Annotated in this window: 22 protein-coding genes; 5 read left to right on the top strand and 17 right to left on the bottom strand. The window is 35.8% G+C overall.

What is annotated here, in order from left to right:
• Positions 1-2: 2 nt before the first annotated feature.
• Positions 3-587: a thymidine kinase gene (locus tag AB3I12_RS07055; protein WP_010719999.1), complete on the bottom strand. Its 585-nt coding sequence runs from the start codon at positions 585-587 to the stop codon at positions 3-5.
• A 232-nt stretch (positions 588-819) separates the two neighbouring features.
• Between AB3I12_RS07055 and AB3I12_RS07060 the strand changes: the two genes are divergently transcribed.
• Positions 820-1,428 (top strand): class I SAM-dependent methyltransferase, encoded by a 609-nt coding sequence (locus AB3I12_RS07060; protein WP_063626592.1) that lies wholly within the window; start codon positions 820-822, stop codon positions 1,426-1,428.
• Between the two features lie 140 nt (positions 1,429-1,568).
• On the opposite strand, the gene lepB is transcribed toward AB3I12_RS07060, so the two are convergent.
• The 4 genes from lepB to AB3I12_RS07080 form a co-directional block, all read right to left on the bottom strand.
• Positions 1,569-2,138 (bottom strand): signal peptidase I, encoded by a 570-nt coding sequence (gene lepB / locus AB3I12_RS07065; RefSeq protein WP_010720001.1) that lies wholly within the window; start codon positions 2,136-2,138, stop codon positions 1,569-1,571.
• A gap of 205 nt (positions 2,139-2,343) precedes the next feature.
• Positions 2,344-3,117 (bottom strand): DUF6681 family protein, encoded by a 774-nt coding sequence (locus AB3I12_RS07070; RefSeq protein WP_010720002.1) that lies wholly within the window; start codon positions 3,115-3,117, stop codon positions 2,344-2,346.
• Positions 3,114-3,614 (bottom strand): hypothetical protein, encoded by a 501-nt coding sequence (locus AB3I12_RS07075; protein ID WP_025480242.1) that lies wholly within the window; start codon positions 3,612-3,614, stop codon positions 3,114-3,116. The genes AB3I12_RS07070 and AB3I12_RS07075 overlap by 4 nt, the downstream gene beginning before the upstream one ends.
• Before the next feature lie 187 nt (positions 3,615-3,801).
• Positions 3,802-4,533: an epoxyqueuosine reductase QueH gene (locus AB3I12_RS07080; protein WP_063626591.1), complete on the bottom strand. Its 732-nt coding sequence runs from the start codon at positions 4,531-4,533 to the stop codon at positions 3,802-3,804.
• Positions 4,534-4,686: 153 nt separating this feature from the next.
• Between AB3I12_RS07080 and AB3I12_RS07085 the strand changes: the two genes are divergently transcribed.
• A complete protein-coding gene (locus AB3I12_RS07085) occupies positions 4,687-6,087 on the top strand; it encodes a TrkH family potassium uptake protein (RefSeq protein ID WP_010720005.1) in 1,401 nt (466 codons plus the stop codon).
• 167 nt (positions 6,088-6,254) lie between these two features.
• On the opposite strand, the gene AB3I12_RS07090 is transcribed toward AB3I12_RS07085, so the two are convergent.
• On the bottom strand, positions 6,255-6,917 hold the full coding sequence (locus tag AB3I12_RS07090) for a CPBP family intramembrane glutamic endopeptidase (protein ID WP_010720006.1): 663 nt from the start codon (positions 6,915-6,917) through the stop codon (positions 6,255-6,257).
• Positions 6,918-7,416: 499 nt separating this feature from the next.
• Between AB3I12_RS07090 and AB3I12_RS07095 the strand changes: the two genes are divergently transcribed.
• The 3 genes from AB3I12_RS07095 (at position 7,417) to AB3I12_RS07105 (ending at position 10,518) form a co-directional block, all read left to right on the top strand.
• The gene (locus tag AB3I12_RS07095; RefSeq protein ID WP_063626589.1) at positions 7,417-8,259 is read left to right on the top strand and encodes an Rgg/GadR/MutR family transcriptional regulator; all 843 of its coding nucleotides are present in this window, start codon (positions 7,417-7,419) and stop codon (positions 8,257-8,259) included.
• A gap of 221 nt (positions 8,260-8,480) precedes the next feature.
• Complete coding sequence (locus tag AB3I12_RS07100) at positions 8,481-9,833, top strand: Mur ligase family protein (RefSeq protein WP_063626587.1); 1,353 nt, start codon at positions 8,481-8,483, stop codon at positions 9,831-9,833.
• Positions 9,826-10,518 carry a type 1 glutamine amidotransferase gene (locus AB3I12_RS07105; protein WP_034699589.1) on the top strand — a complete coding sequence of 231 codons (693 nt, stop codon included), beginning with the start codon at positions 9,826-9,828 and terminating at the stop codon, positions 10,516-10,518. The genes AB3I12_RS07100 and AB3I12_RS07105 overlap by 8 nt, the downstream gene beginning before the upstream one ends.
• A gap of 400 nt (positions 10,519-10,918) precedes the next feature.
• Here AB3I12_RS07105 and AB3I12_RS07110 read toward each other — a convergent pair whose 3' ends face one another.
• From AB3I12_RS07110 to AB3I12_RS07160, 11 genes are all read right to left on the bottom strand, one after another.
• Entirely contained in the window at positions 10,919-11,971 is a 1,053-nt protein-coding gene (locus tag AB3I12_RS07110; RefSeq protein WP_063626585.1) for a hypothetical protein, read from the bottom strand.
• 50 nt (positions 11,972-12,021) lie between these two features.
• Positions 12,022-12,522, bottom strand: coding sequence for a hypothetical protein (locus AB3I12_RS07115; RefSeq protein ID WP_063626583.1), 501 nt, complete (start codon positions 12,520-12,522; stop codon positions 12,022-12,024).
• A gap of 41 nt (positions 12,523-12,563) precedes the next feature.
• On the bottom strand, positions 12,564-14,474 hold the full coding sequence (locus AB3I12_RS07120) for a peptidoglycan amidohydrolase family protein (protein WP_063626581.1): 1,911 nt from the start codon (positions 14,472-14,474) through the stop codon (positions 12,564-12,566).
• Complete coding sequence (locus tag AB3I12_RS07125; RefSeq protein ID WP_063626579.1) at positions 14,467-16,917, bottom strand: VirB4-like conjugal transfer ATPase, CD1110 family; 2,451 nt, start codon at positions 16,915-16,917, stop codon at positions 14,467-14,469. The genes AB3I12_RS07120 and AB3I12_RS07125 overlap by 8 nt, the downstream gene beginning before the upstream one ends.
• Positions 16,856-17,233 (bottom strand): PrgI family protein, encoded by a 378-nt coding sequence (locus AB3I12_RS07130; RefSeq protein ID WP_010720014.1) that lies wholly within the window; start codon positions 17,231-17,233, stop codon positions 16,856-16,858. Before AB3I12_RS07130 ends, AB3I12_RS07125 begins: the two co-directional genes overlap by 62 nt.
• A gap of 33 nt (positions 17,234-17,266) precedes the next feature.
• Positions 17,267-18,109 (bottom strand): hypothetical protein, encoded by an 843-nt coding sequence (locus AB3I12_RS07135; protein ID WP_010720015.1) that lies wholly within the window; start codon positions 18,107-18,109, stop codon positions 17,267-17,269.
• A 4-nt stretch (positions 18,110-18,113) separates the two neighbouring features.
• The gene (locus AB3I12_RS07140) at positions 18,114-18,317 is read right to left on the bottom strand and encodes a hypothetical protein (RefSeq protein WP_010720016.1); all 204 of its coding nucleotides are present in this window, start codon (positions 18,315-18,317) and stop codon (positions 18,114-18,116) included.
• A gap of 1 nt (position 18,318) precedes the next feature.
• Complete coding sequence (locus AB3I12_RS07145) at positions 18,319-20,016, bottom strand: immunoglobulin-like domain-containing protein (protein WP_063626577.1); 1,698 nt, start codon at positions 20,014-20,016, stop codon at positions 18,319-18,321.
• Positions 20,017-20,092: 76 nt separating this feature from the next.
• Positions 20,093-23,125 (bottom strand): SpaA isopeptide-forming pilin-related protein, encoded by a 3,033-nt coding sequence (locus AB3I12_RS07150; protein ID WP_063626575.1) that lies wholly within the window; start codon positions 23,123-23,125, stop codon positions 20,093-20,095.
• Between the two features lie 96 nt (positions 23,126-23,221).
• Complete coding sequence (locus AB3I12_RS07155; protein ID WP_010720019.1) at positions 23,222-23,422, bottom strand: hypothetical protein; 201 nt, start codon at positions 23,420-23,422, stop codon at positions 23,222-23,224.
• A 339-nt stretch (positions 23,423-23,761) separates the two neighbouring features.
• Entirely contained in the window at positions 23,762-24,022 is a 261-nt protein-coding gene (locus AB3I12_RS07160; protein ID WP_010738415.1) for a hypothetical protein, read from the bottom strand.
• Positions 24,023-24,056: the final 34 nt, after the last annotated feature.

Genomic DNA, 24,056 nt, shown 5'->3' on the forward strand with positions numbered 1-24,056 from the left:
CTTTATTCTCCTTCTGTCATAATTGATGGTTCAAAATAGTGTTTCCGACAAACGGGGTAATAGGCTTCATTTCCACCAATTTGTACCTGATCCCCCTCGTAAACTGGTTGACCATCGATATAATGTAAATTCATGATTGCTTTCTTATGGCAGAACCAACAGATCGTTTTCATCTCTTCGATTTTGTCTGCATAAAGCAATAGATATTTTGATCCTTCAAATAACTCATTTCTAAAATCATTCTTCAAACCAAATGCCATCACCGGAATGTTTAATTCATCAACAATTTTCGTAAACGCAATTACGTGTTTTTTCTTTAAAAATTGCGCCTCGTCGATCAATATACAATATGGCTTATCCTCCATTTGAAAAATGACATCAAAGACATCTGTTTCTTCAAAAATCGGCGTGGCTTCTCTTTTTAACCCAATACGACTAGAGACAACACCAACACCATCTCTGGTATCGATCCCACTTGTCATCAAGACAACTGGTTTATTCTGTTCTTCATAATTATGTGCGACTTTTAAGATCTCAATTGTCTTGCCGCTATTCATTGCGCCATACTTAAAAAATAGTTGTGCCATTTACTTGCTCACCTTCCAGTTTGTTCCTATGGTATTATACTTGATTTTCATTATTTTTTACAGTGAGAATTTTTCATCTGGTAAAAACGTTACTTTAGATTAAAACCTCATACATTTAAAACAATAGCTGCGTGTCTTTCAATTCTTCAAAATCAACTAGTGGTTTGGGAAAACAGATTTTTTTGCTATACTTAATAAAATTCATCTAACTTATGAAGTCAGGAGTGACCTTATGTCAGAAATCTTCAATCAAATCGCAAACCATTATGATACTTCCGAAAGAAAAGCACTAGCAAAAATTATTCAAGACGAACTAATTTCTCAACTACCTTTTTCCACCAAAGAACTGACTTTTATGGATTATGGCGGAGGTACCGGTTTGGTTTCGTTAGCTTTAGCTGACCGATTCAAGCAACTTCTTCTAGTTGATTCCTCTGATGCGATGCTAACAATTGCTGAAGACAAAATTAAGACTAGCGGATTAACAAACGTCTCTTCGGCAACGTTCGATGCCACAACCGAATCCATCGATCAAAAAATCGATCAAAAAGTAGATCTTATTTTGATGTCATTAGTCCTACTGCATATTCCTGACACACGTTTGATCTTAGAAAAACTCTACCACATGCTTACGCCAAACGGTCAACTTTTGATCATTGATTTTGATCACAATGATGCGATCAACCATCCAAAAGTCCATAATGGGTTTGACCATGAAGCACTTATGGCTCTACTTGAACAAATTGGGTTTCAGTCAACGAATATCCACACTTTTCACTCTGGTAAAAATTTATTCATGAACCAAGATGCTTCTTTGTTTTTTGCTAGCGGAAAAAAATAAAAAATAAGCCACAGAATCCTTAAAATAGGAAAAACTATTTCGGATTCTGTGGCTTATTTTCTGGGCTAGACAACTTGGTCATGACCACTGTTGCCTGCATTTTTGCTCATGCTCTTTCTGATACCTGCTCAGAAAGAGACTTAAAAGATTTTGATTTCGTTCAAAGGCCAGTAACGGAAAACTACTTTTCCTTGAATCATGTCTGCATCCACCAAGCCAAATATTCGGCTATCTTTAGAGATCAAACGATTATCTCCTAAAACTAAATATTTTCCTTTGGGCACGACATATTCAAAATCACTTGTGAAATGCTGCGAATTTTCAGCCTGTGCTTGGAAAGCTTCACTGTAAGAATATTCATTCTGCAATTTATCTTTCGCAAAATCTTTTTTAAACTCATTTAAATAAGACTCATTATATTTTTTACCATTAATCGTCAATTGATCATTTTCCATTTTCACGGTATCGCCCGGCATGCCAATGATTCGTTTAACGATCATTCGTTCTTCATCTCCAGGTTCTTTCGTCGTGATAATATCAAAGCGTTCATACTTTGAGATTTTCGACGAGATCAATCGTTGACCATCACTCAACGTCGGATCCATTGAATGTCCATTAACGGTAACTGGCGTAAATACATAGACCCGAGCTAATAAAATAGCTGCTAGTACTACGATCAAAATACCCCAATTTTTAAAAAATTCTTTCACAACATACCTCCCGCTTTACTTTTGTTTTCTCTTCGTATTATTCAATTGATTTTTTTATTGTTCTTTTTTATTTTACCTTTTTTAGAAAGTAAAGGAAAGAATAAGAATACATCACGTATAACTCTATTTTTTTTTTATTATTCAAAGGGAGATTCTGTCATTTTTCATCCACAATTTTCCAACCTGTCTTGATCAACGTGATCCATTAACTTCGTGAATGCTTTCTTCGTTGACTTCTACTGTAAACCATTGCTTCATTTTCTGGTTGTTCTTTTTTCACGATAAGTTTTAAACGATAAGGCTCATGATACCTTAAGCCTTCTTTGACGAAGTCACCACCTACAATAAACAACCCAACTGGTTCGAGCTTTTCATCCGCCGAATCCATAAGAATCGTTCCAACAGGGGCTAAATCCGAGTAGCTGCGCCCAATACTCAACTGATATTCTTTTTCTGCTACTTTTTTAACGTAATAATAAGGATAAAGTGTGTTACGATCCACAAGATAGCCATCCATTCTTCCTAGATCATTTGTTTTAATCTCACCATTCCCGATTAAATAACGCATGTTTTCAGCTAATCGCAATTGATAATCTTCATCATAAGAAACACTGACTTCTTTCGTGTTCACTTTGTCGATTGCACCGCTATTCAGCATCGCTTCTTCTGTTTGAATATTGAATGCTTCTTCCGGTAAATATTTGACAAACAATTGTGTCACATCCGCTTTGGTATTCTTATCCAGAAAGTAATAAAATACATTCAAAATGATAAAATACACTAACACTAAAAAGCCGATTCCATACAAGAAAAATTGTAAGTAATTTTGGTTTTGCCAAAGTCCATAAATAATCCGTAAAAGATACATCGTTGGGATCACACTTAAAATCGTATAGCCTCGATTTAAATATTTAGGACTAATATCTAAATAACCTAAAAACTTATGCACGCTATTGATAATATCTAATAAAATTGTCATTGTGAATCACCTGCTTGCTGATTATACACTTGCTTCCCATCTGTATTTTGGGTTGGCGTTACATTTTTCACGGTAGCCTCTCCACTATCTTGTCCTTCAGTACTTGGTGTCGTATTACTTGGTACTGTTGACGAACTTGAGCTTGGTTCTGTATGATTTCCTCCATTGATCGCATTCGTATCACTGGTTTCGGATGAACTGCTTCCTTGCTTGTCAGACTTTTCTTTCGAACTACTTGGTTGCTCTGTAGAATACGTATTTTCATTGGTTGAACTCGTATTTTCTTCCCATGTGCTCGATGAATCATTCGTCTGATCCAGTGTTGTCGACGTTTCATTAGATGTGGTCTCTGGTGTTGATGTTGGTGTTGTTTCTTCCACCGAACTTGAACTAGGGGTACGATAACTTGAACTGTTGACAACACCGGTCGCAGTAGCAACGATTGTTGAAATAGTTAAGACTGCTATTGGTTTCAAAATAGGTGCTACTTTTCGCATCATATCTCTTCCTTTATGTTTTATTTTTCATCACTATTATTTTTTATGCTTGGTCTAAAATTCATTTTTCCACCAAACTGAATATTCATTTTCAATCGAATCAATCGCTTTTATTTTGACACTTAATTATACTTAACATAAATTTCTTATTTTTTTCTTACGTTTTCTTGAAAATTTTATAATAGAGCTAATTAATTGAAATTTTTGAACTTGCTAAATAATCCTTTGCTTCTTGGTTTATTTTCTTTAAATCACAACCTTGCTGTTTAGCTGCAAAGACACAGCCACAGTAACACTGACGAAAAATGTCATACTCTTTACACATCTGGATCGATCGCTCATATCCTTTATTTTTCTTAAAATCACTTGGTAAGTAATGAGTTCCATAAATTTTTTGGATATCCATCCCGATTTGGTTGATCAGAGCAGCATTTTTCTTGGGTGAGATCGTTAATGCACTCCCAAAATAATCATAACCAAGTTCTTGGGCTTTTTGTGCTACCAGGTCTAAACGCATATTAAAACAGGCACTACATCTTGCGCCACCTTCTTTTTCTTCCGTAAGGCCTTGCGTAATGACCATTTTATTAAACTCGCTGGGGCGGTAATCATCAACGATCAGCTGAACATGATGATTGGTTTGCTCGTTAAACTGATCAACAAATCGCTTTTGTTCATGGAGTCTTCTTAAATATTCATTTTTAGGATGGATATTAGAATTTGAAAAAAATAAAGTAACCTCTGCAAATTGGCACATAAATTCTAACGTATGTGTGCTACAAGGAGCACAACAAGTATGGATTAATATTTTTGGTCGAGTTTCTTCTTGTTGCCATTGTTGGATCATTTTTTGTAGTACTCGATCATAATTTATTTTCTGGTTTTTCATTTTTTCAACAATTACCTTTGCATCAATCATTGGGAGACCTCGCTATTCTTCAATTCTTCCATAATTATATGCTATTTGATAGCAAATCAAAAGAAAACGTACATTTTGTTTAAGATTTCTTTGAGTATTATTTATAACCTCGGTATACTGAAAGAAACAACTTTTAAAAAGGAGGATAGTTTCTTGAAATTAACCCTTTTCATGCGGAAATTAAGACGTCGAAGCGAACGTTACGCTTCTAGTCATTTTTCTTCAATCCAAGTCATTGTTTTTTACTATCTTATTATGACCATTGTCTCTTTAGGATTGTTTTACATTCCTTTTTTTCGTGAACCAGATAGTCACGTACCTTTTATCGATATGCTTTTCATGGCGATCAGTACAATCAGTGTAACGGGATTGTCCACATTTGATATTAATTCGGCTTTTAATGATAACGGGGTAATCTTACTTGAAATACTATTCCAAGTAGGTGGATTAGGGATTATGATGATCTCTACTGCTTTTATTATCTTTTCTAAACGAAGAATCACGTTACGACAGCGACAACTGATCATGACGGATATGAATCAGCCACGCTTATCTGGTATTGTTCGTTTGATTCGTATCACCTTTGTAATTTTGTTGTGGTTCCAAGTCCTTTTTGGCGCTTTCTTTTCCATTTATTTCTATTATCGAGGCTACTTTGATCATTGGCGGGATGCACTTTTCTATGGATTTTACCAATCGATTTCTGCTGTGACCAATTCGGGTTTCGATGTCACAGGAAACTCAATCGAGCCGTTTGCACATGACTATCTGTTCCTATTTGTTATCATGTTTTTGATTTTTATTGGTGGGATAGGATTTCCTGTTTTGATGGAATTTCGTGAATGGATTTTGTATAAACGCTCAAAAGCAAAATTACCGTTTCGCTTTTCCTTATTTACAAAATTAGCGGTTTTAGCCTTTATCATCTTATTTGTTGGTGGGACGCTGTTAATCTTTTTACTTGAAAAAGACCATCTTTTTCAAGATTCTAGTTTAAGTGTCAAATGGATCAATTCTATGTTTTACTCTATGACTACTCGTAATGCTGGCTTACAAATCCATGATTTGGGTAATTTCCAAATCACTACATTGATCGTTTTTTCTTTATTGATGTTCATTGGATGTAGCCCCAGTTCGGTAGGTGGAGGGATTCGTACAACGACCGTAGCAATTATTGGTCTTTATCTCTACTCTTTCCTTAAAAGCGAAGACAACATCAATATTTTTGGTCGTCGAATCGATAATGATGATGTGCGTAAGTCAGTCGTTGTATTTATGTTATCTCTTGGTATGTGTTTTTTCTGTATCGTCTTTTTATCAGCTACAGAAAATCAGCCTTTAATTGCAATTATCGTTGAAGTAACTTCAGCCTTCGGAACCACTGGCTTATCCCTGGGAATTACTGGGAACTTGTCAGTAATTGGGAAAATCACGATCGCAGCTTTAATGTTTATCGGTCGTATCGGTATGTTGTATACTTTGATGTTATTTGTTCCAAAAGAAACACGAGATTTAGGCTACGAATACCCTACTGAAAAAATCATCATCGGGTAAAATTTCAGACAATCGACAAACCTTGAAAGGCTGAATCTGTATTTAGTATACAAAAATGCATCCTGTGTCGCTCTAATAAAAATAACCCAAAGTAGTCAGAAAATAGAAAAGCTATTTTCGGCCACTTCGGGTTATTTATTTGTACTGAAAACTTTGTTCTTATTTGTCTAAGAGGATAATAAACTTCCTAAAACAAAAGCAATTAAATCAAAAGCATAATGCACTGCCCAACTAGTATTCAATGACTTTGTTTTTAAATAGGCTTGGTTAAACCAAAGTCTAATTCCTCCTTGAACTAAGATGACTTGCACAATCGTGAACAACGCTGAACTTCCTAGATAAGTTTCAAAATGAATCAGACCAAAAATAATTGCTGTGAGCAATGATGCCACCTTAGTATTGATCCCCATTTTTTTACGTAAAGTATCAAAGATAGTGATCGAAAATAGTTCTTCTCCCAGTAAAGCAATTGGTAAAATAAATACAAAAAACCACCAAGGATTATCTTGCGCACTATTTGCTTTCGTCTGAATATCTAACAACTGTGCCAGTATTCCCATTATCATCGAAGCCAACATACCATAAATTTGTGAACCAACTAAAATTAGCAAGAATGTTTTTATAAATCGTTTAGGTGTACTAAATAATTGCCTCACACCAACAAAACCAAATACCAGTAAATAGCTTACTAAACCACTAATAACAAGAAAACTAAACTGAATATAATAAAAGTCAACCTGAGTCAACCCATAGAACCCTGCCCCTAATACTCCAAAAGCAATCATTATTCTAAGGACTTGATTATTTGGTTCTGTAATTCTTTTTGTCATATTTCTTGTTCCTCTTCCCTTAAATAATTATCATTTGTTCATTGATTAGTCGCTGACGACCCTTCACATGAGTATAGTTTACGTGTCTTTTATACTGCCCCATATCCTCAAACAAGCCTTCATCATTGACAGATTTCCAATGATTTATCATGAATGTTTTCCTTTAATTTTCCATAGTATAATCATCTACGAATGAAAATTCTTTTATAGTCCTATATTTAAGACTTTTGGTACTTTGTATCTAAAAATAACCTGACCATAAACACAATAAATATGCGAATAATTAGTTTTTTTTGAACTCCACTTAACCTTCATTCGTACTTATTTGTTATAAGAAACGCGCGGATAACACCCCTCGTCTAATTTTACTAATTTCTCTTTCTTTCAGTCGCTTTTCTGGTCACTTTTCCAAAAGTAACTTTCTTAGAATTTTGACAAATTTTTTGCTACTATTACTTCATTACATAAACACATAAAATAATTTTGATGGAGAGATACTATGGAGTATGGTCAGTTAGTACGAAAAATCCGATTAGATAAAGGTTTTTCTCAAAAGGAAATCTATTCAGGAATCGTAACAAAATCTTATTGCATTGAATTTGAAAAAGGAAACCATGACTTGTCTTTCCGACTTTTAGCTCAAGTGTTGGAGCGATTGCTGGTAGATGTGGAAGAATTTATCTTTTTATATGACTATTATCACTCTTCTTCACAAAATTTATGGAAACAATATGAATTGGCTTCTAATACAAAGGACTTAGAAAAGCTCTTTGAGATCTATCAAACGACAACCACTTCAAAAGATAAAAAAAGTCAGCTCCTAAACGCTTTAACTAAAATTGGCCATGATCAATTGAGCGACCATCAAATAGACAATGAGACCTTGGAGTTCCTTGTTGATTATTTGAAATCCATCGAAACATGGACACTACAAGAAATCAAAATTTATACCAACACCTTGAATTACTTTTCAGAAGAACAGCAACAAATTTTCTATAAAAATTCATTAAAAAAAATTCAGATCTATCAAGAATATCCCGTTGGCAAAAAAATTTATTTGACGTTGCTTCTTAATAGTTGCGGTCATTTTATTTCCTATGGGAATTTCTTTTTAGCAAAAGATGCGCTTAGTCATTTAAAGGAATTAACCACCGGAACTGAAGATGCAATCTTTAAATTATATCGTATTTATTTTGAGAACATTCTGATTTACTGTACAGAAGAAAAAAGCAAAAGTGAAACAATGATCCACTTTATTATCGAAACCTTAGACAAACTGGATTATTCTTTTTTAAGCGAACAATGTACACTCTTTTTTCAGACGATCAAAAACAACTATTAATCCACTATAGTTATTCCTAAAAAATCAACTGTTATCCGTTGGGGCTATTCTTAGACTAAACGAAACTTCAAATAAACAATCAAGCCTAGTACCAATCGTTGTTAGACAAGAGAATCGCAACCATTTCTTAAAAAAAAGAAAAGCAATTTAACCTTTTTTTGAACATATGGTATGATTAATTGAATTTACTCGTCGTTAAGACGTTTTATGGAGGTTACATAATGGGAGTACGCAGTCAATTTGCGATTGCTGTTGGTAAAACATCACAATGGGCATTAAAAACCTTCTTTAAAGGAGGATCAAGTTTACCGGGTAAACTTGCACTTAAAATCGACCCACACATTTTAGACAGTCTTGCAAAAGATTATCAAGTGGTTGTCGTTACTGGAACAAACGGAAAGACATTGACAACTGCTTTGACATTTAATATATTACGGCAACAATTTGATGAAGTATTAACCAACCCAACTGGGGCAAATATGGTTCAAGGAATCGTTTCTACTTTTTTGCAAGCCAAACCTAAAAAAGGGCAAAAAAAATTCGCTGTTTTAGAAATCGATGAAGCAAGTTTGAGTAAAGTAACTGAATACATGAAGCCTGAACTATTTTTATTTACAAACATTTTCCGTGATCAAATGGATCGTTATGGAGAAATCTATACCACCTACAAAATGATTGTAGACGGAGCAGCGAAATCACCTGATGCCACAATTATCAGTAATGGAGATTCGCCAATCTTCAACTCTGTGGAAACAATCAATCCTCGCCAATATTATGGGTTTGATCATGAAGAAGACCATGAACAAATGGCTCATTATAATACGGATGGTGTGCTCTGTCCTAAATGTCATCATATTTTACATTACAAGATGATCACGTATGCAAATTTAGGGAAATACTATTGTCCAAACTGTGACTTTAAACGTCCTGAACTTGATTATCGACTAACGGATATGTTGCGCATGGACAATGTCTCAGCTGATTTTACGATTGATGGTCATAACTATGGAATTGAAGTTGGCGGGATGTACAATGTCTACAACGCGTTAGCTGCCACAGCGGTAGCTGAATATTTTGGGGTAACCCCTGAAAAAATCAAGCAAGGTCTAGGATACGACGAAAAAATATTTGGTCGTCAAGAAATCATTGATATCAATGGTAAAAAATGTACACTCGTACTTGTTAAAAATCCTGTTGGAATCAATCAGGTCATCGATATGATCGGCTTAGCCCCTTATCCATTCTCATTAGTTGCTTTATTAAATGCAAACTATGCAGATGGAATTGACGTTAGTTGGATCTGGGACGGGAATTTTGAACATTTTGCTGATATGGATATTCCTGCAGTGATCGCTGGTGGGGATCGTCATACCGATATGTCGTTACGTCTAAAAGTTGCAGGAATCCCTGAAGATAAGATCATCGAAACAAAGGAACTGAATGAAGTCATTAAAAATATCAAACAATTACCGACCGAACACGTCTACATCCTAGCTACCTATACAGCAGTTCTTCAATTACGAAAAGAATTAGCGAATCAAGGATTTATCAAAGGAGGGATGAATCATGCCTAATTATGAATTGAATATCGCCCATCTCTACGGTAATTTGATGAATACTTATGGAGACAACGGCAATCTATTGATGCTTAAATATGTCGCTAAAAAATTAGGTGTGACCTGTCATACCGAAATTGTCAGTCTGCATGAACCATTTGAAGCAGATAAATATGATCTAGTCTTTTTTGGTGGCGGACAAGATTATGAGCAACTGATCATTTCAAAAGATATCCAAGAAAAAAAAGCAGCACTAACAAACTACATTGAAAATGATGGTGTGATGTTAGCTATCTGTGGCGGGTACCAATTCCTTGGACACTATTATGTGGGTGCCAATGGAGAAAAAATCCAAGGAATCAGTGCATTAGACCATTACACCTTAAGTCAAGAAAATAATCGTTTTATCGGCGATATCGTTATCTATAATGAAGAGTTTAATGAAACCTATTATGGCTTTGAAAACCACAATGGGCGGACATTCTTAGGGGAAGGCGAACGACCTTTAGGAAAAGTCGTTCAAGGTCACGGAAATAATGGTGAAGACCAATCCGAAGGCGTCATTTATAAAAATGTTTTTGGCTCTTATTTCCACGGACCGATTCTTGCCCGAAATGAGAATCTTGCGGAACGATTGATTCGTTTAGCACTCAAACAACGTTATGGAACAGAACTTGACTTACCAGTCGAATCTTTAGCATAAAACATAACTTTTGTTACCATAAATATTTGCTGGATTGTGATTGTAAATGAATCAATAGTAACAAGCGCAACACCACAACAGAAATAGCAAACTTTAATAATTGAGCCAAAGAATACGAAAATCACTGCTCTGATTTCTGATATTCTTTGGCCTATTTTTGATCAAGTAATGATTATTACCTTGGGATACGATTGGAAAAGCAAATGACTTCACTGACGATAAGAAAGAATCGTTTGAAAAAACGAACTAACTTTTCTGCCGTTACCTCTTTTCATTAACACTTCAACACTATCTTTTAACTAATGATTTTAGCTAATTTGCCAATCAGTTTTTCTTTTTTATTATTTTATTCCCCTTAATTAGTTACCCTTCGACAAATAACAACTGAATCCAAGACCACTCATTCCCTATCATTGATATCTGATTGACCAATCATTTCTAATCGTTGTTCCCACAATAATTGATTTTCCGGATCTTCATTTTGCTGGTATAACTCAATAAAATCAATAATGATGGAAGCTTGTTCGATATAAGTTTGTAATATTTTTTTCACTTTTTCCTCTTGGATCAATTCTAAATGTTTCGTTGTTTCTGCAATCTTCTTCTGTTTTAAAAAAAACAGCCCTTTCTGTAAATAATTTTGGTCTAACTTTTTTGATAGTTCTTCACTTTCTAAATATTTATTTAATATCTCTGCTTCGGTCAATTGTTCTAATTCAATGTAAGCAAATGCAAGCATCACTTTTCTTTTGTCAGATAAATTTTCTGGGGACGTTTCAATAACTACTTCCCAATTTTTTTCAAAAAAAGCTAAATCAAATTGTGCATCTGCGGTGGGGTAATATTCATTGATCTCTTTCAACCATGTAAATTCTTGTTGCTCTGTCAAATAGTCGATCAATTCATGACGCTTTTCTGGATATTCCGCTGCTGCTTGAAGATAGGCTTGCGCTTCGATTAATTTTGCCCATTCCTGCTCCTCTGTCGTGGTAATTTCTTTTTGATCTACTTTCGTAATAAAATGTGGCCACATTACGCTAATGCCTATGAAAAGACTGAAAACAATCACCACAATAAACCAGATCCTTTTGATCGTGGGAATCAAAGATAGTAATTTTCCTTTGGTTGATCTGCTAGGTTCACCATACTTAATTGCTTTTTTCGTGCGTATTGCTGCTTTACTTTTTGTCGTCTTCTTTTTACTTCGGACTATCTGATATTGCCCACTGATTATTTCTTCTATGGCATCCTTTAACGGAAATTGTAATTCCATTGAATGAAGAAGGTGATTTTTATGATTGTAAATCCGAATACGACAACTACCTATGCTTTTATTAAGGATCGTTTGTTTATTGACCTCTTCTAATAAAATGAGGGCCTCGAAAATCGGTAGACGCTCTTCTTCGATTTCTAGCCTTTTGACATGATCAATCAGTACAGTTTCTCTTGCCATAGATAGACATCCTTTTCATTTACCAAAAGTGATGGACAAAACCGGTATTTTCATTCTTCGTATTCTTTCGATTCCTTTTCAGCTATCTCTATTGGTTGAAACCTTTCCACCAAAAAGTGTTTTGTAGCTGAATCAAACACATACCAAATTTGAAACAGCCCTTCATTCTCAAGTGTTTTAGTAGACTTACCTTCTTGATTCAAACTATCAATCCTCCTTGTGACGTTGGCAATCACTTCAATTTGTTGGTCATTCACGTGACGTATAAAATTCTTACTTTTTATAAAACGAGAATGACCAAAAAATTGTGGAAAAAAATCGCTTTGCTTTCTGCTTTCTTCTTCAGCAATTTTCGCTTGTTTTGCTAAAAATTTCTCATAATTCAAATAATTATCCCCGTACTCTGTGAAAGTAAAATACGAGCGTAAAAAATCATTGACCTGTTGTTCCGAGAAATGAGCAACAGGTATACGGTTATTTGCTTCTTGTTGTGTGTTCTTTTTACCAACAGTATATCCAATACTTACGGCTATACTGCTGCTGATAACCAAACAAGCAATCGTTGTAAATAATTGATGTTTATTTCTGATTTTTACCCGCTCCCTACGATTCGATAAAAGTAAACTGGTGCCAGTTGTGGATCACCATAATACCCTACAAATGGAGTAATGACGACATCACCATTTTGACTAAATCCTTTTTTCGTAGCAGGTGTACAGTGAATAATCGTTTTTCCACCAGCATCTAAAAAGAATCCTGTATGCCCAAAATCGCCCGACGAATTACCTTTTTCTCCCCAAATAAATAAGTCACCTGCTTGTACTTCGGAATAGTTGATCGGATAGAGAAGTTGTCCTTCCAAACCATAAAGTGTTTCTGTATTTCCCAACGGTACATTTAGTCCCATTTCATTCAACACCCAAATTACGTAAGACGAGCAATCGTGATAAGGAAATACGCCTCTTTGGTTTCCCTGAGAATAATACACACCTTTTTGATGAAGACTTTGTGCTTTAGCTAAAAGAGCCTCATGAAAGTCAGAGAATCGCTCCCACAGCAATCCCATCTCTTGCTTTCCACCCAATTGCACCATTAATTGTTTGATCGCAGGCACCCAATAACGATTGAGCCCCATGGGATCATTTGTCGCATCAATCGGGCAATAGACCGCTCCTAATTGTTCGACAGTTACTCGTTGCTGGTCAATAATCAGCTTTTTAAGTGTTCGACCAGTTGCTTCGATTCCTTCGTCTAACGTACGATATGAAATTAAACCTTGATCATTCATTAGACCAGCTGGGTTATTTTTTTCTAGGATTCCTTTACTAGTCCCCCAAGCACTTTCGTGAATCATGATCGCCGCTAAGATCACCGGTGAGATGCCGTTTCTTTTTGCTTCTTGTAAAATTTTATCTGCTCGATCGCTAAACGCATGACACTTAAGCAGAATTAATTGCCGAAATGTCCATTCATCAAATGACGTGTTTTGATTACCAGAGTCTAATTGGAATGTTTCCGAATATGCTACTTCTTCAAAATAAAAACTTGGATTTACTGATTGTCCATTTTTGGAATATTCAATGGTTAATTCATTTTCTTTCGCTACAGTTCCAATCAATTCTCCCGAAACGACTTCTTGGTCATGATTGACTAATGGTGAAACATTCTTTAAGACAAGCTGTCGATTATTGAATTGGATCACGATTGACTGATCAGTCACAGTCGTTTTCCCAGCCATCGGAGCATATAATTCTATATTTTTCTCAGCTTGTAATTGGATTCCCTGAAATAGCTTTTTTTCTTGGCCATCGAGAAAGTAACCATATCTTTGATTGACCATTAATCGATGATCTTCCTTAAATGGCGATTGTAGTTCCATCAATTGACGATAACGACCAATCGTTGAACCAGCATTCAATCGTTCTTTCAATTCTTCTGTCCATTCAATGATCTGAGTAAAATATTTTGTTGTTAATGTTGCTTCGTTCCCTTTTGCATGAAGGGACCATAAGTTATCATGGATCTCATGGATTTTCGCTTTGATTACTGGATTTTCGAGTTCCACATTCTCATAACAAATACCCAAATAAGACAATACTTCATCAATATTAGAAACCAAATTCATGTCTTGTGTCATCCCCATCTGTCCGTTGATTTTAATAATGTTATGCTGCTGACGAAGCACTCGATTTTTTTCAACATCCAAATGAGTCATGTACGTCCAAATATTTGTTAATTCAAATTCATTGATATTGGGTACACTCGAATAAATGACGCTGGTTATCCCTATCGTCAGTAAGAATAGTAATACACAACTAAGAACCATGAGTGATCTAAAAAAATGCCATTTATTGGGCTGAACAGCTAAGAACTTACGACGCTTTTTTCTGAAGGGAACTAACATTTTATTTGTAACGCTCCGTTTTATCGATTGATTCAAGCTACTTGATAGAAAAATTTTCCGATACTCGTTGTCTCGTTTGTTCCAATTAGATTTATTCATCGGATTGTTCCTGTTTTCTTTTTATCCGTTCCTCGGGATCAGTCGTGATTAATTCATATAATCTTGTGGTTGAATCAACGGTATTAGAAAAAGGCACGATTGCATGACCTGCACGTATCAACCCTGCACCTTTTGGCGGATGGATCAAGTGTTTTTGTTGTTGAGTAGAAAGACGAAAAAGAGTAGAAAGTTCGTCCAGATCACTTTTAGCCTGTTTTAGCATAATGATAAATTCAGTGTTGCTTAGCATCCTCCGTGCTTTATCTGAAAGCAGTAACGTCTCCACATTTTGCGTGATCCCTGTAGGAATTGCTCCCCACTTTCGGATACGACTCCATAATTCAAAAAAATAATTTTCACAGTAAGGATCATTTAGCATCAACTGCATTTCATCAATGTAAATCCACGTAGTGATCCCTCGATCCCGATTACGTACCACCCGATTCCATACTTGTTCTAAAACCACCATCATCCCAAATGTTTTTAACTGACTTCCTAACTCTTTGGTGTTGTAGATGATAAAACGCTTATTTAACTCAATATTTGTCGTATGGGAAAAAATCGCTAAAGAACCTTCAATATATAATTCTAAGTCTAATACTAGTGCCTGCGCTTCTTTTTCCGGCTGTTCTTTGAGCAACGTAAACCATTCCTTCGCTAATGTTGGCATTTGCTTGTCCTGAGAATGAAAATAGTTAAAATAAGTCAAGCGAGTCACACGATCAATGATGGAACGTTGTGCGGAATTCAAACCCGATTGTCCACCGATCAAAGCTTCAAATGCTGTTAACAAAAAGTCGGATTTTAATTTTACTGGATCAACTTCCCCACTTAAATCATCTGTGATATCCAATAGATTGATAAATGTATCGGTGTTTGGTGCAATTTTAACAATTTGCGCATCAAAAGTTTGCCCAATTAATGTATCTTCATCTTCAGGATCAATCGAGATGATTTCGTCTGTTGGATTTTTTAGTAGTGTAGTAATTTCTTCATATTTTTTGGCTACCCCTTTTCCTGAGCCTGAACTACCTAAAATCATTCCACTTGGGGTATTCAACCGTTTCCGATTGATCCGAACTACATTTTTCGTTAGCTCATTCATTCCATAGTATTTACCCTCCTCGTGGTCAAGTTCTTGCGCAGTAAATGGAATAAAGATAGCTGCACTTGCTGTAGTCAATGTTCGGCGAGTTGTTATCCAATTTTTTCCAAATGGAAGGACGGAATTCATCCCTTCTAGTTGTAGATAATCCAAATAATGAAAGCCACAACCATTTTTTCTGGCAATACTCAAAATTCGTTCGGCTATATCAGTCAATTTTTCTTTTGTGTTTGTTCTGAAATAGACAAAAACCGAAACGAAAAATAAGTTCTGTCCTTCTTTTAACAAATCATCTAATAATAAATTAGCTTCATTGATACTATTGGTTAATTCATATGGAATACTTGTATAAGGATCGTAGCCTTTTTGAGTTGCTTTTCTTTGAGCAGCAACTTTGTCTCCTTCCATATAGGCTTTTTTTATTTGAACTAGATGATTGGCTTGCTCAGCCCCGACTGGATCAATGTGGATCGATAACGTGATTTCTTCAGGTATTTCCATCAATTCTGCCATGAGTTTATCTGACAATCTAGCTGGATAGTCTTTTAGGTAAAGAATCTGGGCATATTCCTCATTGATTTCAAAATAGTTTTTCTTTTTAAAATTAAAACTGGAAGGAGCAATCACAGCTTTTGTTGAAAGATGATTAAAGACTAAATCGGAATAGTTAAATTGAAAGTGTTCCGATGATTTCAACAACTGATTGACCAATTTTAGACGCTTTAAACCGTCTAATGGGTCAACCGTTGAGCCAATTTCTTCCAAATTTCCGATTAAATTCTTTTCGATTCGTCCCAATAATTGTTTTGCCTGCTCTAAGTGATTGGCTGGAGTACTGAAAGTCAAATAGTTTTCTTTTGTAAAACGATTCTCCCCTTCATTGATTTTTTGAAGAAGCATCTGATTGACTTCTTCACGATAGCTATCATGTTGATCGCCTTTACTCTCATAAAAAAGCCTATCCGTCATCTCATCAAGCTCAACTCTTTTTTTTAAGATCGTGATTGTTAGATGGATCGTATCATCAAGACTGTTCAATAGTTCGCCATATTTTTGGAAAATCAACAATTGTTCGTCTTGTAGAGCAATTTGATAATTCACATCTGAAAATCGAACACTTTTGGAATAATAATTAGGCACAATTTCACAAATGCCACTTTCAAACATTTTTTCATAACGCAACAAATCTTGGACATTACGCTTTGGCGCTAACTTTTTTTGATATTGCCCTCTTTTTTTCTTTTGTTTTTGCATCAAACGAATAAATTTTTTATTATTAGTTTCCGTACTCAACTTGTTTTCTTTCGGCACGCTTACTCCTTTGACCCACCATGGCATTTGAATACAACTCCTCTACAATAGGATAAGTATAATAATTCGCCAACTGAAAATAATTCCATCGAATCTGCACATACTTTTCTAAAGGTAAGTGATTAGGTGTCAGCCAGCCCACTGACAAGATAGGGGCACTGAGTACCATAAAAACGATCCCGATATCATCAATCGGATACTTCCAACTGACATAATTTAAAATGCCCAGAGGAACGATCAAAAGCAACGTTACAACAGCAGAGATAAATTGTCTTAACGAAACGCCAAAAAACAATTTTTCTTGGTAGGTTAAAATTTCTTTTCGAATTGGTACTTCAATCATCGATTTTATTTCCCTCCAGTTAAAAATGATTCTCTAGGCAGTTGCAAGAATGATTTTTGCCCATTTATTGGTATAAAATAAACTAGCACATAATGTTAGACAATTCCCTGATATCCCACTGATCACTGCAATCATTCCCTGTTTTTCATCAATTGAAAACACAGAATGTACGAGCAGTGGATAAAAACTTAATATAATAAATAAGAGGATTCCTTGCAGGGAGGAAGCACAAACTAATTTCAAAAAATTTTTTCCAATCGAACTAACTTCTTCATTAAGAAACGTCACAAGAGGTAATGGAGAAATGCTAAAATACAAATAAATTTCAAAAAAACGCATGAAAATAACCAGTTTTGTTAGCACACTTGTTAGTACGGATAAAATCAACGGGATCAACAAAATAATTAACAACGTAAGTTTTTCAAAAAAGCCCCAATGGTAGATTCCTTCAATCAATGAAAGAACATCAACAGCCTTACTTCCACCTTCTCGAATCCCAATTTGACTGATACCATTACTGATTGTTGTACTAATTTCAACGATCATATGGATAAATATTGTTAAATGGCGCATGATCAACAGGCTTACTCCTAATTTAAGAAAGAGCGGAAGGAACAACTCCATGCCACCAAAACCGGAATAATTTCCATAAATCTTTTGTGCCATTTGTTGAAACTCCAGCAATAGTAAAAAGCCTAGTACAGAATAAGCAATTGGTTTGATCACTCCATTCATAATTAACTCACTGTATTGATAGATATCAGGTAGATAGGTTTCTAGATTTTGTAGTAGCATATTTTTAGGGTCGTTTGAAAAATTTAATTGATCAGCAATTGTTTGTAGTAAAAATTTGATTGCACCGTCCAGCTTAGCCACTTCCTTAGATTGAAATAGTTGCTACCCAAGCGCCAGCTGCAACGATAACAGCCCCACCAACGATCTGAAAAAGAGCATTTTGCATTCCGGGACCATTATGTTCTTTGATAGCCGCACCGAGTTGAATAATCCCCCATACAGTGAGCAGACTGCCAGAAGCAAGTACTCCTTTTGAAAACAACGACATCGCTTGCTCAAAATAGTCCATACTATTCTTTCTCCTTTTCTATCGCTTGTTGATTCATAACGGTTACTTGATAACTAGCATGTACCCGCTCAAAAGAATCACTGATACTCAAACTGACAGTGTAAGTTCCTGGTTTGTTGACATCGACGTTTTCAGTCACTTCGACATCTGTTAAAGATAATGTTTCTTCTTTGTCGTAAACCTCAATTCCGGCTAGCGGATCAAACGCCTCTCCAATAGTTAGCACCTTATCGGCTATGCCTATAAATCGTGGTGGTTCATTGATGACCGTGATTTTCCCATAACCACTGGTTGTTTTGCCATTTGTATCAGTGACTTTAAGAGGAAGCAAATATTTTCTTAATTTAGATGTATCGATCCGATTCCATGCTGCTTCATCTATTTCAATATTTAATCGTTCTAACGGATCTTCTCGATCTGAAACAACCAGTTGTGCAAAATAATCTTCTTTCTTCAAAGCAGAGAAAACATTGACTTGAAGATCCGCCTGGATGATTTTAGGGGCTTCATTCGTTACTTGTACGAGAAGTCGTCTCTCCTCTGCATATTTTCCATATCGATCTTGCACATTGCCAATTCTAAAGAAATATTTTCCTTCTTTATTGGAATCAAAATTAGTTTCCAAGATATTGGTTTTAGTTAATGAGATATCTCCGTCTTCTCTATCCCAAGCTTTCACATAGTCGAAAATATTCAACTCTTGATTTATCTGATGGTCAATCCATTCGGGTATATGGATTACCGGTGCATCATTTTCAATTTTGATAAACGCTTTCGTTTTCGCTTGAGCCCCATGTCGATCATTGACAGAATAAAGCACCTCATAGCTTCCTTCTTTGTTGATATCAAGATTTGTTTCGACTTCAATCTTTGCGGTTAAATCCCCATCTTCTTGGTCCATTGCGGATACTCCTGCTAACAAATCAACTGGTACACCGATCTGCTGGTACATTGTCGTCTGCTTCAAGTTGATTTTCGGTAAGCTATTAACAAAAAAGTAGATGGTGGCATCTGTAAACATTCCTGCCGAGTCGGTGACACGGATCGTAAATTTTTGCTCGCCTAGCTTCGACGTGTCAATAAAATTATGTTTGACTGTGGGAAAAGCGTCGTTACCCGTAAGAATCTCAAAATAGTCTGTTGGTTCAAATTTACTGTATTGCTCAATGACCATGTAAGTGGATGCTAGTGAAATTTGTGGTCTCTGCCAAGTCGTTTGGTCACTCTCACGATTCTTTTCTTTTTCAACAGAAACTGGAGGGGCCTCATAGACTGGGGCTTGTTTACTATCCGCTCTTTCTTTTGAAGTTTCTAAAGTTGTGACTTCTGTTTTCTTTTTTTCTTTAGCAAAGGCAACGACTAATTGCGCTACCTCATGCTCTAGTTGTTGAAGTGGCAATTCCGTTCCCTCAGTTTTAGAACTAAAATAGTCAAATTGTTCCATGACTGCGATTGCCGGATCATGATCCTCTTTAAGAAAATAATGAGTGGGTATTTCTTCTTTTTCTATGTTTTTTGTATCAATGATATTTGCTACTTGTTTTTGTTTACTTGCTACTGTTTTTTCCTGATTGTGACTTAGGTAGATGCTAGTAATTCCTGTGATACTTCCACTGATAAAAAGGAACAAAAGTCCATATTTTATCCTGCCTAGATTCTTTTTCGATAACTGATCTATAACGATTGAACGTTTCACCATTCTTTAGACCATCCTTTCTTTTATCTTCTAAACACTTTGATCATACTTTTAGTAAAAATAATCGAAATCAATTTTTTCACAACTTTACATGTTTCTGCTTTTTTTGAAGATAAAGATAACTGCTAACGATAATAATCAAGCTCAATCCAAGAAGAACCATCTCTAGCGAACGTCGTTCATTCGTTTTTGGCAATATGCTTTGCTTTAATAATAATTTTTCTTTTTTTAATGTAATTGTCTGATCTTTGTTCCTTAAATCATCCTCACGTCCTACTTCATTTTTTTGCTCTTCTTCGTAATATAAGACGTGGGTCGCTGTTAATTGATCACCATCTTTGAGGATATTTGCCTTCAACTCAAGAAATACTTCAAATGTATCTTCTTCGTTCTTTGGAGTATAAGTTGACGTTGATTCACTGACCACTTCTCCTGTTTTTGTATTCTTATATTGCGTAAAAACAGTATAAGTGTGTCCGATTTCGATTGCCTCGCCTTTGATCCACACCACATCTTTCAACTGATTGTCTACTGTTGGATCAAGTGTTTTTTCGCCAGCAATATCGGTAAATAAAGAGGTCAACTCTAATGGTTCCCGTTCATTGTAGGCTTCAAGAACAAGTAGCTCGCCATCCTTTTCAACCGTGACAGAAAAATCCATTGGTTCTTCTAATGGTAAATAGCCTGCCAAAGGTTCCACTTCAACAAATTTATAGTTGCCATAAGGTAGTGCCTCTACATTGATTTTCCCTTCTTTATCAGTCAAATATTTTTCAATTAAGGTTTCAGTCAATTCTCCATTTTCATCCGCTACTATGTTGTATAAATGAAATGGGACATTTTCTAATGGTTGTTCATTCAACCGATCTCGCTTGATCAATTGAATATTTTGACGAGCTAAACGGTTCGGAACTTCTAGGCGAATCAAGGCGCCAGCATTCTCTTCTGTGACACTAAAAATGAGTGGTTCTTCTAGTGGTACATATCCTTCTGGTGCTTTGATCTCATGGAGTTCATAGCGATCCACACCCCAAGGCAAACTTTCTGTGGTAATGATTTCGCCTTTGTCATTGGTTTCAAAAATATTGGTCTGCTCCGTGTCATTGGGTCGTACCATCGAAACAAATTCGCCTTCTCCTTCATTTGCCCAAGTATCAAAAATTTTGAACTGAGCGCCTGCGTAAGGTATGTTCTCGCCTGTTTCTTCATCCACTTTGATGATATGCAATCGAGATTCAATCACTTTATCTTCCAATAAAAAGAAATGGGTATAGCCGTCTTCCGTGATCGTCACTTCAAATGGTTCGATCAATAAATAGCCATCCACACCTTTGGTTTCTTCAATGGTATAAGTGTCATAAGGTAGATTCTCAAACTTGAAATACCCGTTCTTACCAGTGACTTGGACATATTCTTGTCCAGTGGTGTGGGAAGTAGCTGTCAGTTCAACACCTTCTAAAGGTGGCTTTAGCTCCTGTTGCTCTTTTTTCAGTCTGGCAATTACTTCAAAAACGGTTTGAGGAATCAAGGGGCGTGAACCAAACTTATAGCCTTCTACATTTCCTTTGATGACTCGATCAGTCACCGTTTTACTGTGAAGCGCTACGGTTTCATTTTGTCCAGCATACGTGAGATTAACGGTATGTTTTGTATCATCCAAATTGTAGCCTTCTGGCGGTTCGATTTCTTGGAGATAATAGGTTCCCAGCTTTAATCCTTTCACCTCTGCTTGTGCTACGCCATTGACATCTTGTATGGTTAGTTTACTAACAGAAGCCCCATTCTTATCGGTTAACTCGTAAACAGCTCCTACCAATTGAGAAGCCCCTTGTGGTTTACTGCCTGTTTCTTCATCTTCTTTGATCACTTTGAGATTTGCTAGTTGCTCTTTATTATCTAAACTGATCGTGGTGGTCTCATTGGCTTTGATGGTTACTGTCTGAGGTGTGGCATTGAGGACATATCCATTCGGTGCTTTGATTTCCTGGATCGTTACTTTTGTGTCGACTAACAAATCATTCCAGGCAGCATAGCCATCAGAACCTGTAGTGATTTCTTTGGTTTTTCCATCAGAAGTAGTAAAACGAAAAACGGCACCTGCCAATGGTTGCTTGGTCGTTTCATCTACTTTGCGTACACGGGCATTGCCGTTTTTTAAAACAGTTATGGTTAAAGAAATTTTTCTATGTTCATTTAATCTGCCAACTATCATATTTTGGGTATATGGGTGTTGATAAATTAGCGGAACACCTTGAAAAGTAGAGGCAATATCATAGTCAAATTCAACTCGACTAGTCGCTTCTGCATTTTTGTTGGCAAGAATCGTTAATTGATTTCCTTTTTTAGAAATACTTAGTCCTTGTGAGACGAAAGATGGTAATGACTGATAATTACTAAAGGCATGGGTCGTGTCAGTTAAGGTGATACTTTCTCCAACTTTTAAGTTTATCGTTTGTTTGTCAAAAGAAGGTGATGTATAAAAATAATTGACATTTTTCATGACAGCAGATTTAAAGGTTTGATAGTCCGTCATCGAAAATACCCCTGAAATACTCAACGGTGTAATCCCTTGTTGTTCCCATGCCAAAATTTGAGTCATCAATTCTTTTTTCAACGTGTGGCCCGAAACCATCAGCCCGTAATACTTAATCAAAGAAATTTTTTTCATCTGTTCAGTATTTCGCTCAGCGACTGTATAGCCAGAGTTATTTCCAAGATTAAGTGCAGCACCTGGTTCTATGCACAAGGCAATTTCATTGTTGATCCGTTTACCGTACCAGCCATATTCACGTACACCGTTCGATAAGCGAATATCAATATTGGAGATATGAGCATTGGGGTCAACATAAATCGTTTGATTGTTTCGTTGGTGGGTTTGAGTTTCTCCTAAAGCAGCATGAATCGAGTGAGTGATGTAATTCGAAGGAGTTGTCGTATATAATTTGCCGTCTTCAGTTTGAATCAACTGATTCTCTTGAAGAAAACTTATCTTACGATCGTCTTGATCTGTATTTTCTAAATTTCCTGCTAAAACAACAAGTGGTCGGCAAAACGAAACGGATAATAAATGAATGATCAAAAATATGCGTACAACTAACTGGTATTTTTTCATCGAAATTCTCCTGTTTTTTGATAATAAACCTGCTTATCTACAAAAGTTCTCTCATAAACATAGAATTACTACTGACACTAAAAATCAAAATATTCGCTACTGAATCAAGCGAATCACATATTCATTTTTAGTGCGGTCATACCTTAAAACGCCACTTTTTTGTATCTGATTGATCAATTTTGCTTTGTCTCCATTTGTCCATCCATCTTGATGAACAAGCTGTTCATATTCACGCAAAGTAATCTGTTTTCTTTTACTACTACGCATAAAAGTTAATAATCGCTGGAGTTCTGTCATCAAGTTGTCACTCCTTAAAAATTTTAAGGCCACACCATTTTTAGGATAAATGGAAACCTGACTTTTTTAGGAAAAAGCCAACCCATATCCTCACGGTCCTCGGAAAAAACATTACGTAAGAAATTTTTCTTCAAACCATTAATCACAGTTATTGGTTCCGTCCTCCGTAAGAGATTCTAGTCATACTTTTGCTGTTAGCATGCCAACACTAACAGGACTGTCATTTAGTTGAGCATCGATAAAGATTGACAGCAAATCATCGTTATCAGTTAGATTGCTAACCAGTAATGATGCTCACATATAACGTTTTCAACGAACAAATATGTTTTTTTGCAACGACTAAACTTGCCAAGCTTTTACTTTCATTGGTCGTTCCACGTACTGTAAGTTTTGTTTTGTGTTCCTTCGTTTAGCAAAGATAAGACCGCCAGAAGAAACGGCTGTTTTTATTTGTGGATAAATCTTGTAGTCAGGTAATTCTTTTTTTGTCTCTTGATTGATAAACTGTCCATTCCCTAAATTAGCCCACGTAGAACCATCAAATAATCGAATCGTTAGTGCTTTACTTCGAATTGCTTTTTTTGAACAGATTCGTAACACGTAAATCCCTCCTCACTCTATAATTACGATTTAT

It is taken from the genome of Enterococcus sp. C65 (assembly GCF_040887165.1).
In the GTDB taxonomy this organism is placed as follows: Bacteria; Bacillota; Bacilli; order Lactobacillales; family Enterococcaceae; genus Enterococcus_B; species Enterococcus_B hirae.

Bases quoted from the DNA above. Each gene is read 5' to 3' on its own strand.
- AB3I12_RS07055 (WP_010719999.1), bottom strand. From the start codon at position 587: ATGGCACAACTATTTTTTAAGTATGGCGCAATGAATAGCGGCAAGACA.
- AB3I12_RS07125 (WP_063626579.1), bottom strand. From the start codon at position 16,917: ATGCCATGGTGGGTCAAAGGAGTAAGCGTGCCGAAAGAAAACAAGTTG.
- AB3I12_RS07080 (WP_063626591.1), bottom strand. From the start codon at position 4,533: ATGATTGATGCAAAGGTAATTGTTGAAAAAATGAAAAACCAGAAAATA.
- AB3I12_RS07075 (WP_025480242.1), bottom strand. From the start codon at position 3,614: ATGCGAAAAGTAGCACCTATTTTGAAACCAATAGCAGTCTTAACTATT.
- AB3I12_RS07070 (WP_010720002.1), bottom strand. From the start codon at position 3,117: ATGACAATTTTATTAGATATTATCAATAGCGTGCATAAGTTTTTAGGT.
- AB3I12_RS07095 (WP_063626589.1), top strand. From the start codon at position 7,417: ATGGAGTATGGTCAGTTAGTACGAAAAATCCGATTAGATAAAGGTTTT.
- AB3I12_RS07130 (WP_010720014.1), bottom strand. From the start codon at position 17,233: ATGATTGAAGTACCAATTCGAAAAGAAATTTTAACCTACCAAGAAAAA.
- AB3I12_RS07155 (WP_010720019.1), bottom strand. From the start codon at position 23,422: ATGACAGAACTCCAGCGATTATTAACTTTTATGCGTAGTAGTAAAAGA.
- AB3I12_RS07145 (WP_063626577.1), bottom strand. From the start codon at position 20,016: ATGGTGAAACGTTCAATCGTTATAGATCAGTTATCGAAAAAGAATCTA.
- AB3I12_RS07090 (WP_010720006.1), bottom strand. From the start codon at position 6,917: ATGACAAAAAGAATTACAGAACCAAATAATCAAGTCCTTAGAATAATG.
- AB3I12_RS07060 (WP_063626592.1), top strand. From the start codon at position 820: ATGTCAGAAATCTTCAATCAAATCGCAAACCATTATGATACTTCCGAA.
- AB3I12_RS07110 (WP_063626585.1), bottom strand. From the start codon at position 11,971: ATGGCAAGAGAAACTGTACTGATTGATCATGTCAAAAGGCTAGAAATC.
- AB3I12_RS07120 (WP_063626581.1), bottom strand. From the start codon at position 14,474: ATGAATAAATCTAATTGGAACAAACGAGACAACGAGTATCGGAAAATT.
- AB3I12_RS07150 (WP_063626575.1), bottom strand. From the start codon at position 23,125: ATGAAAAAATACCAGTTAGTTGTACGCATATTTTTGATCATTCATTTA.
- AB3I12_RS07100 (WP_063626587.1), top strand. From the start codon at position 8,481: ATGGGAGTACGCAGTCAATTTGCGATTGCTGTTGGTAAAACATCACAA.
- AB3I12_RS07140 (WP_010720016.1), bottom strand. From the start codon at position 18,317: ATGGACTATTTTGAGCAAGCGATGTCGTTGTTTTCAAAAGGAGTACTT.
- AB3I12_RS07105 (WP_034699589.1), top strand. From the start codon at position 9,826: ATGCCTAATTATGAATTGAATATCGCCCATCTCTACGGTAATTTGATG.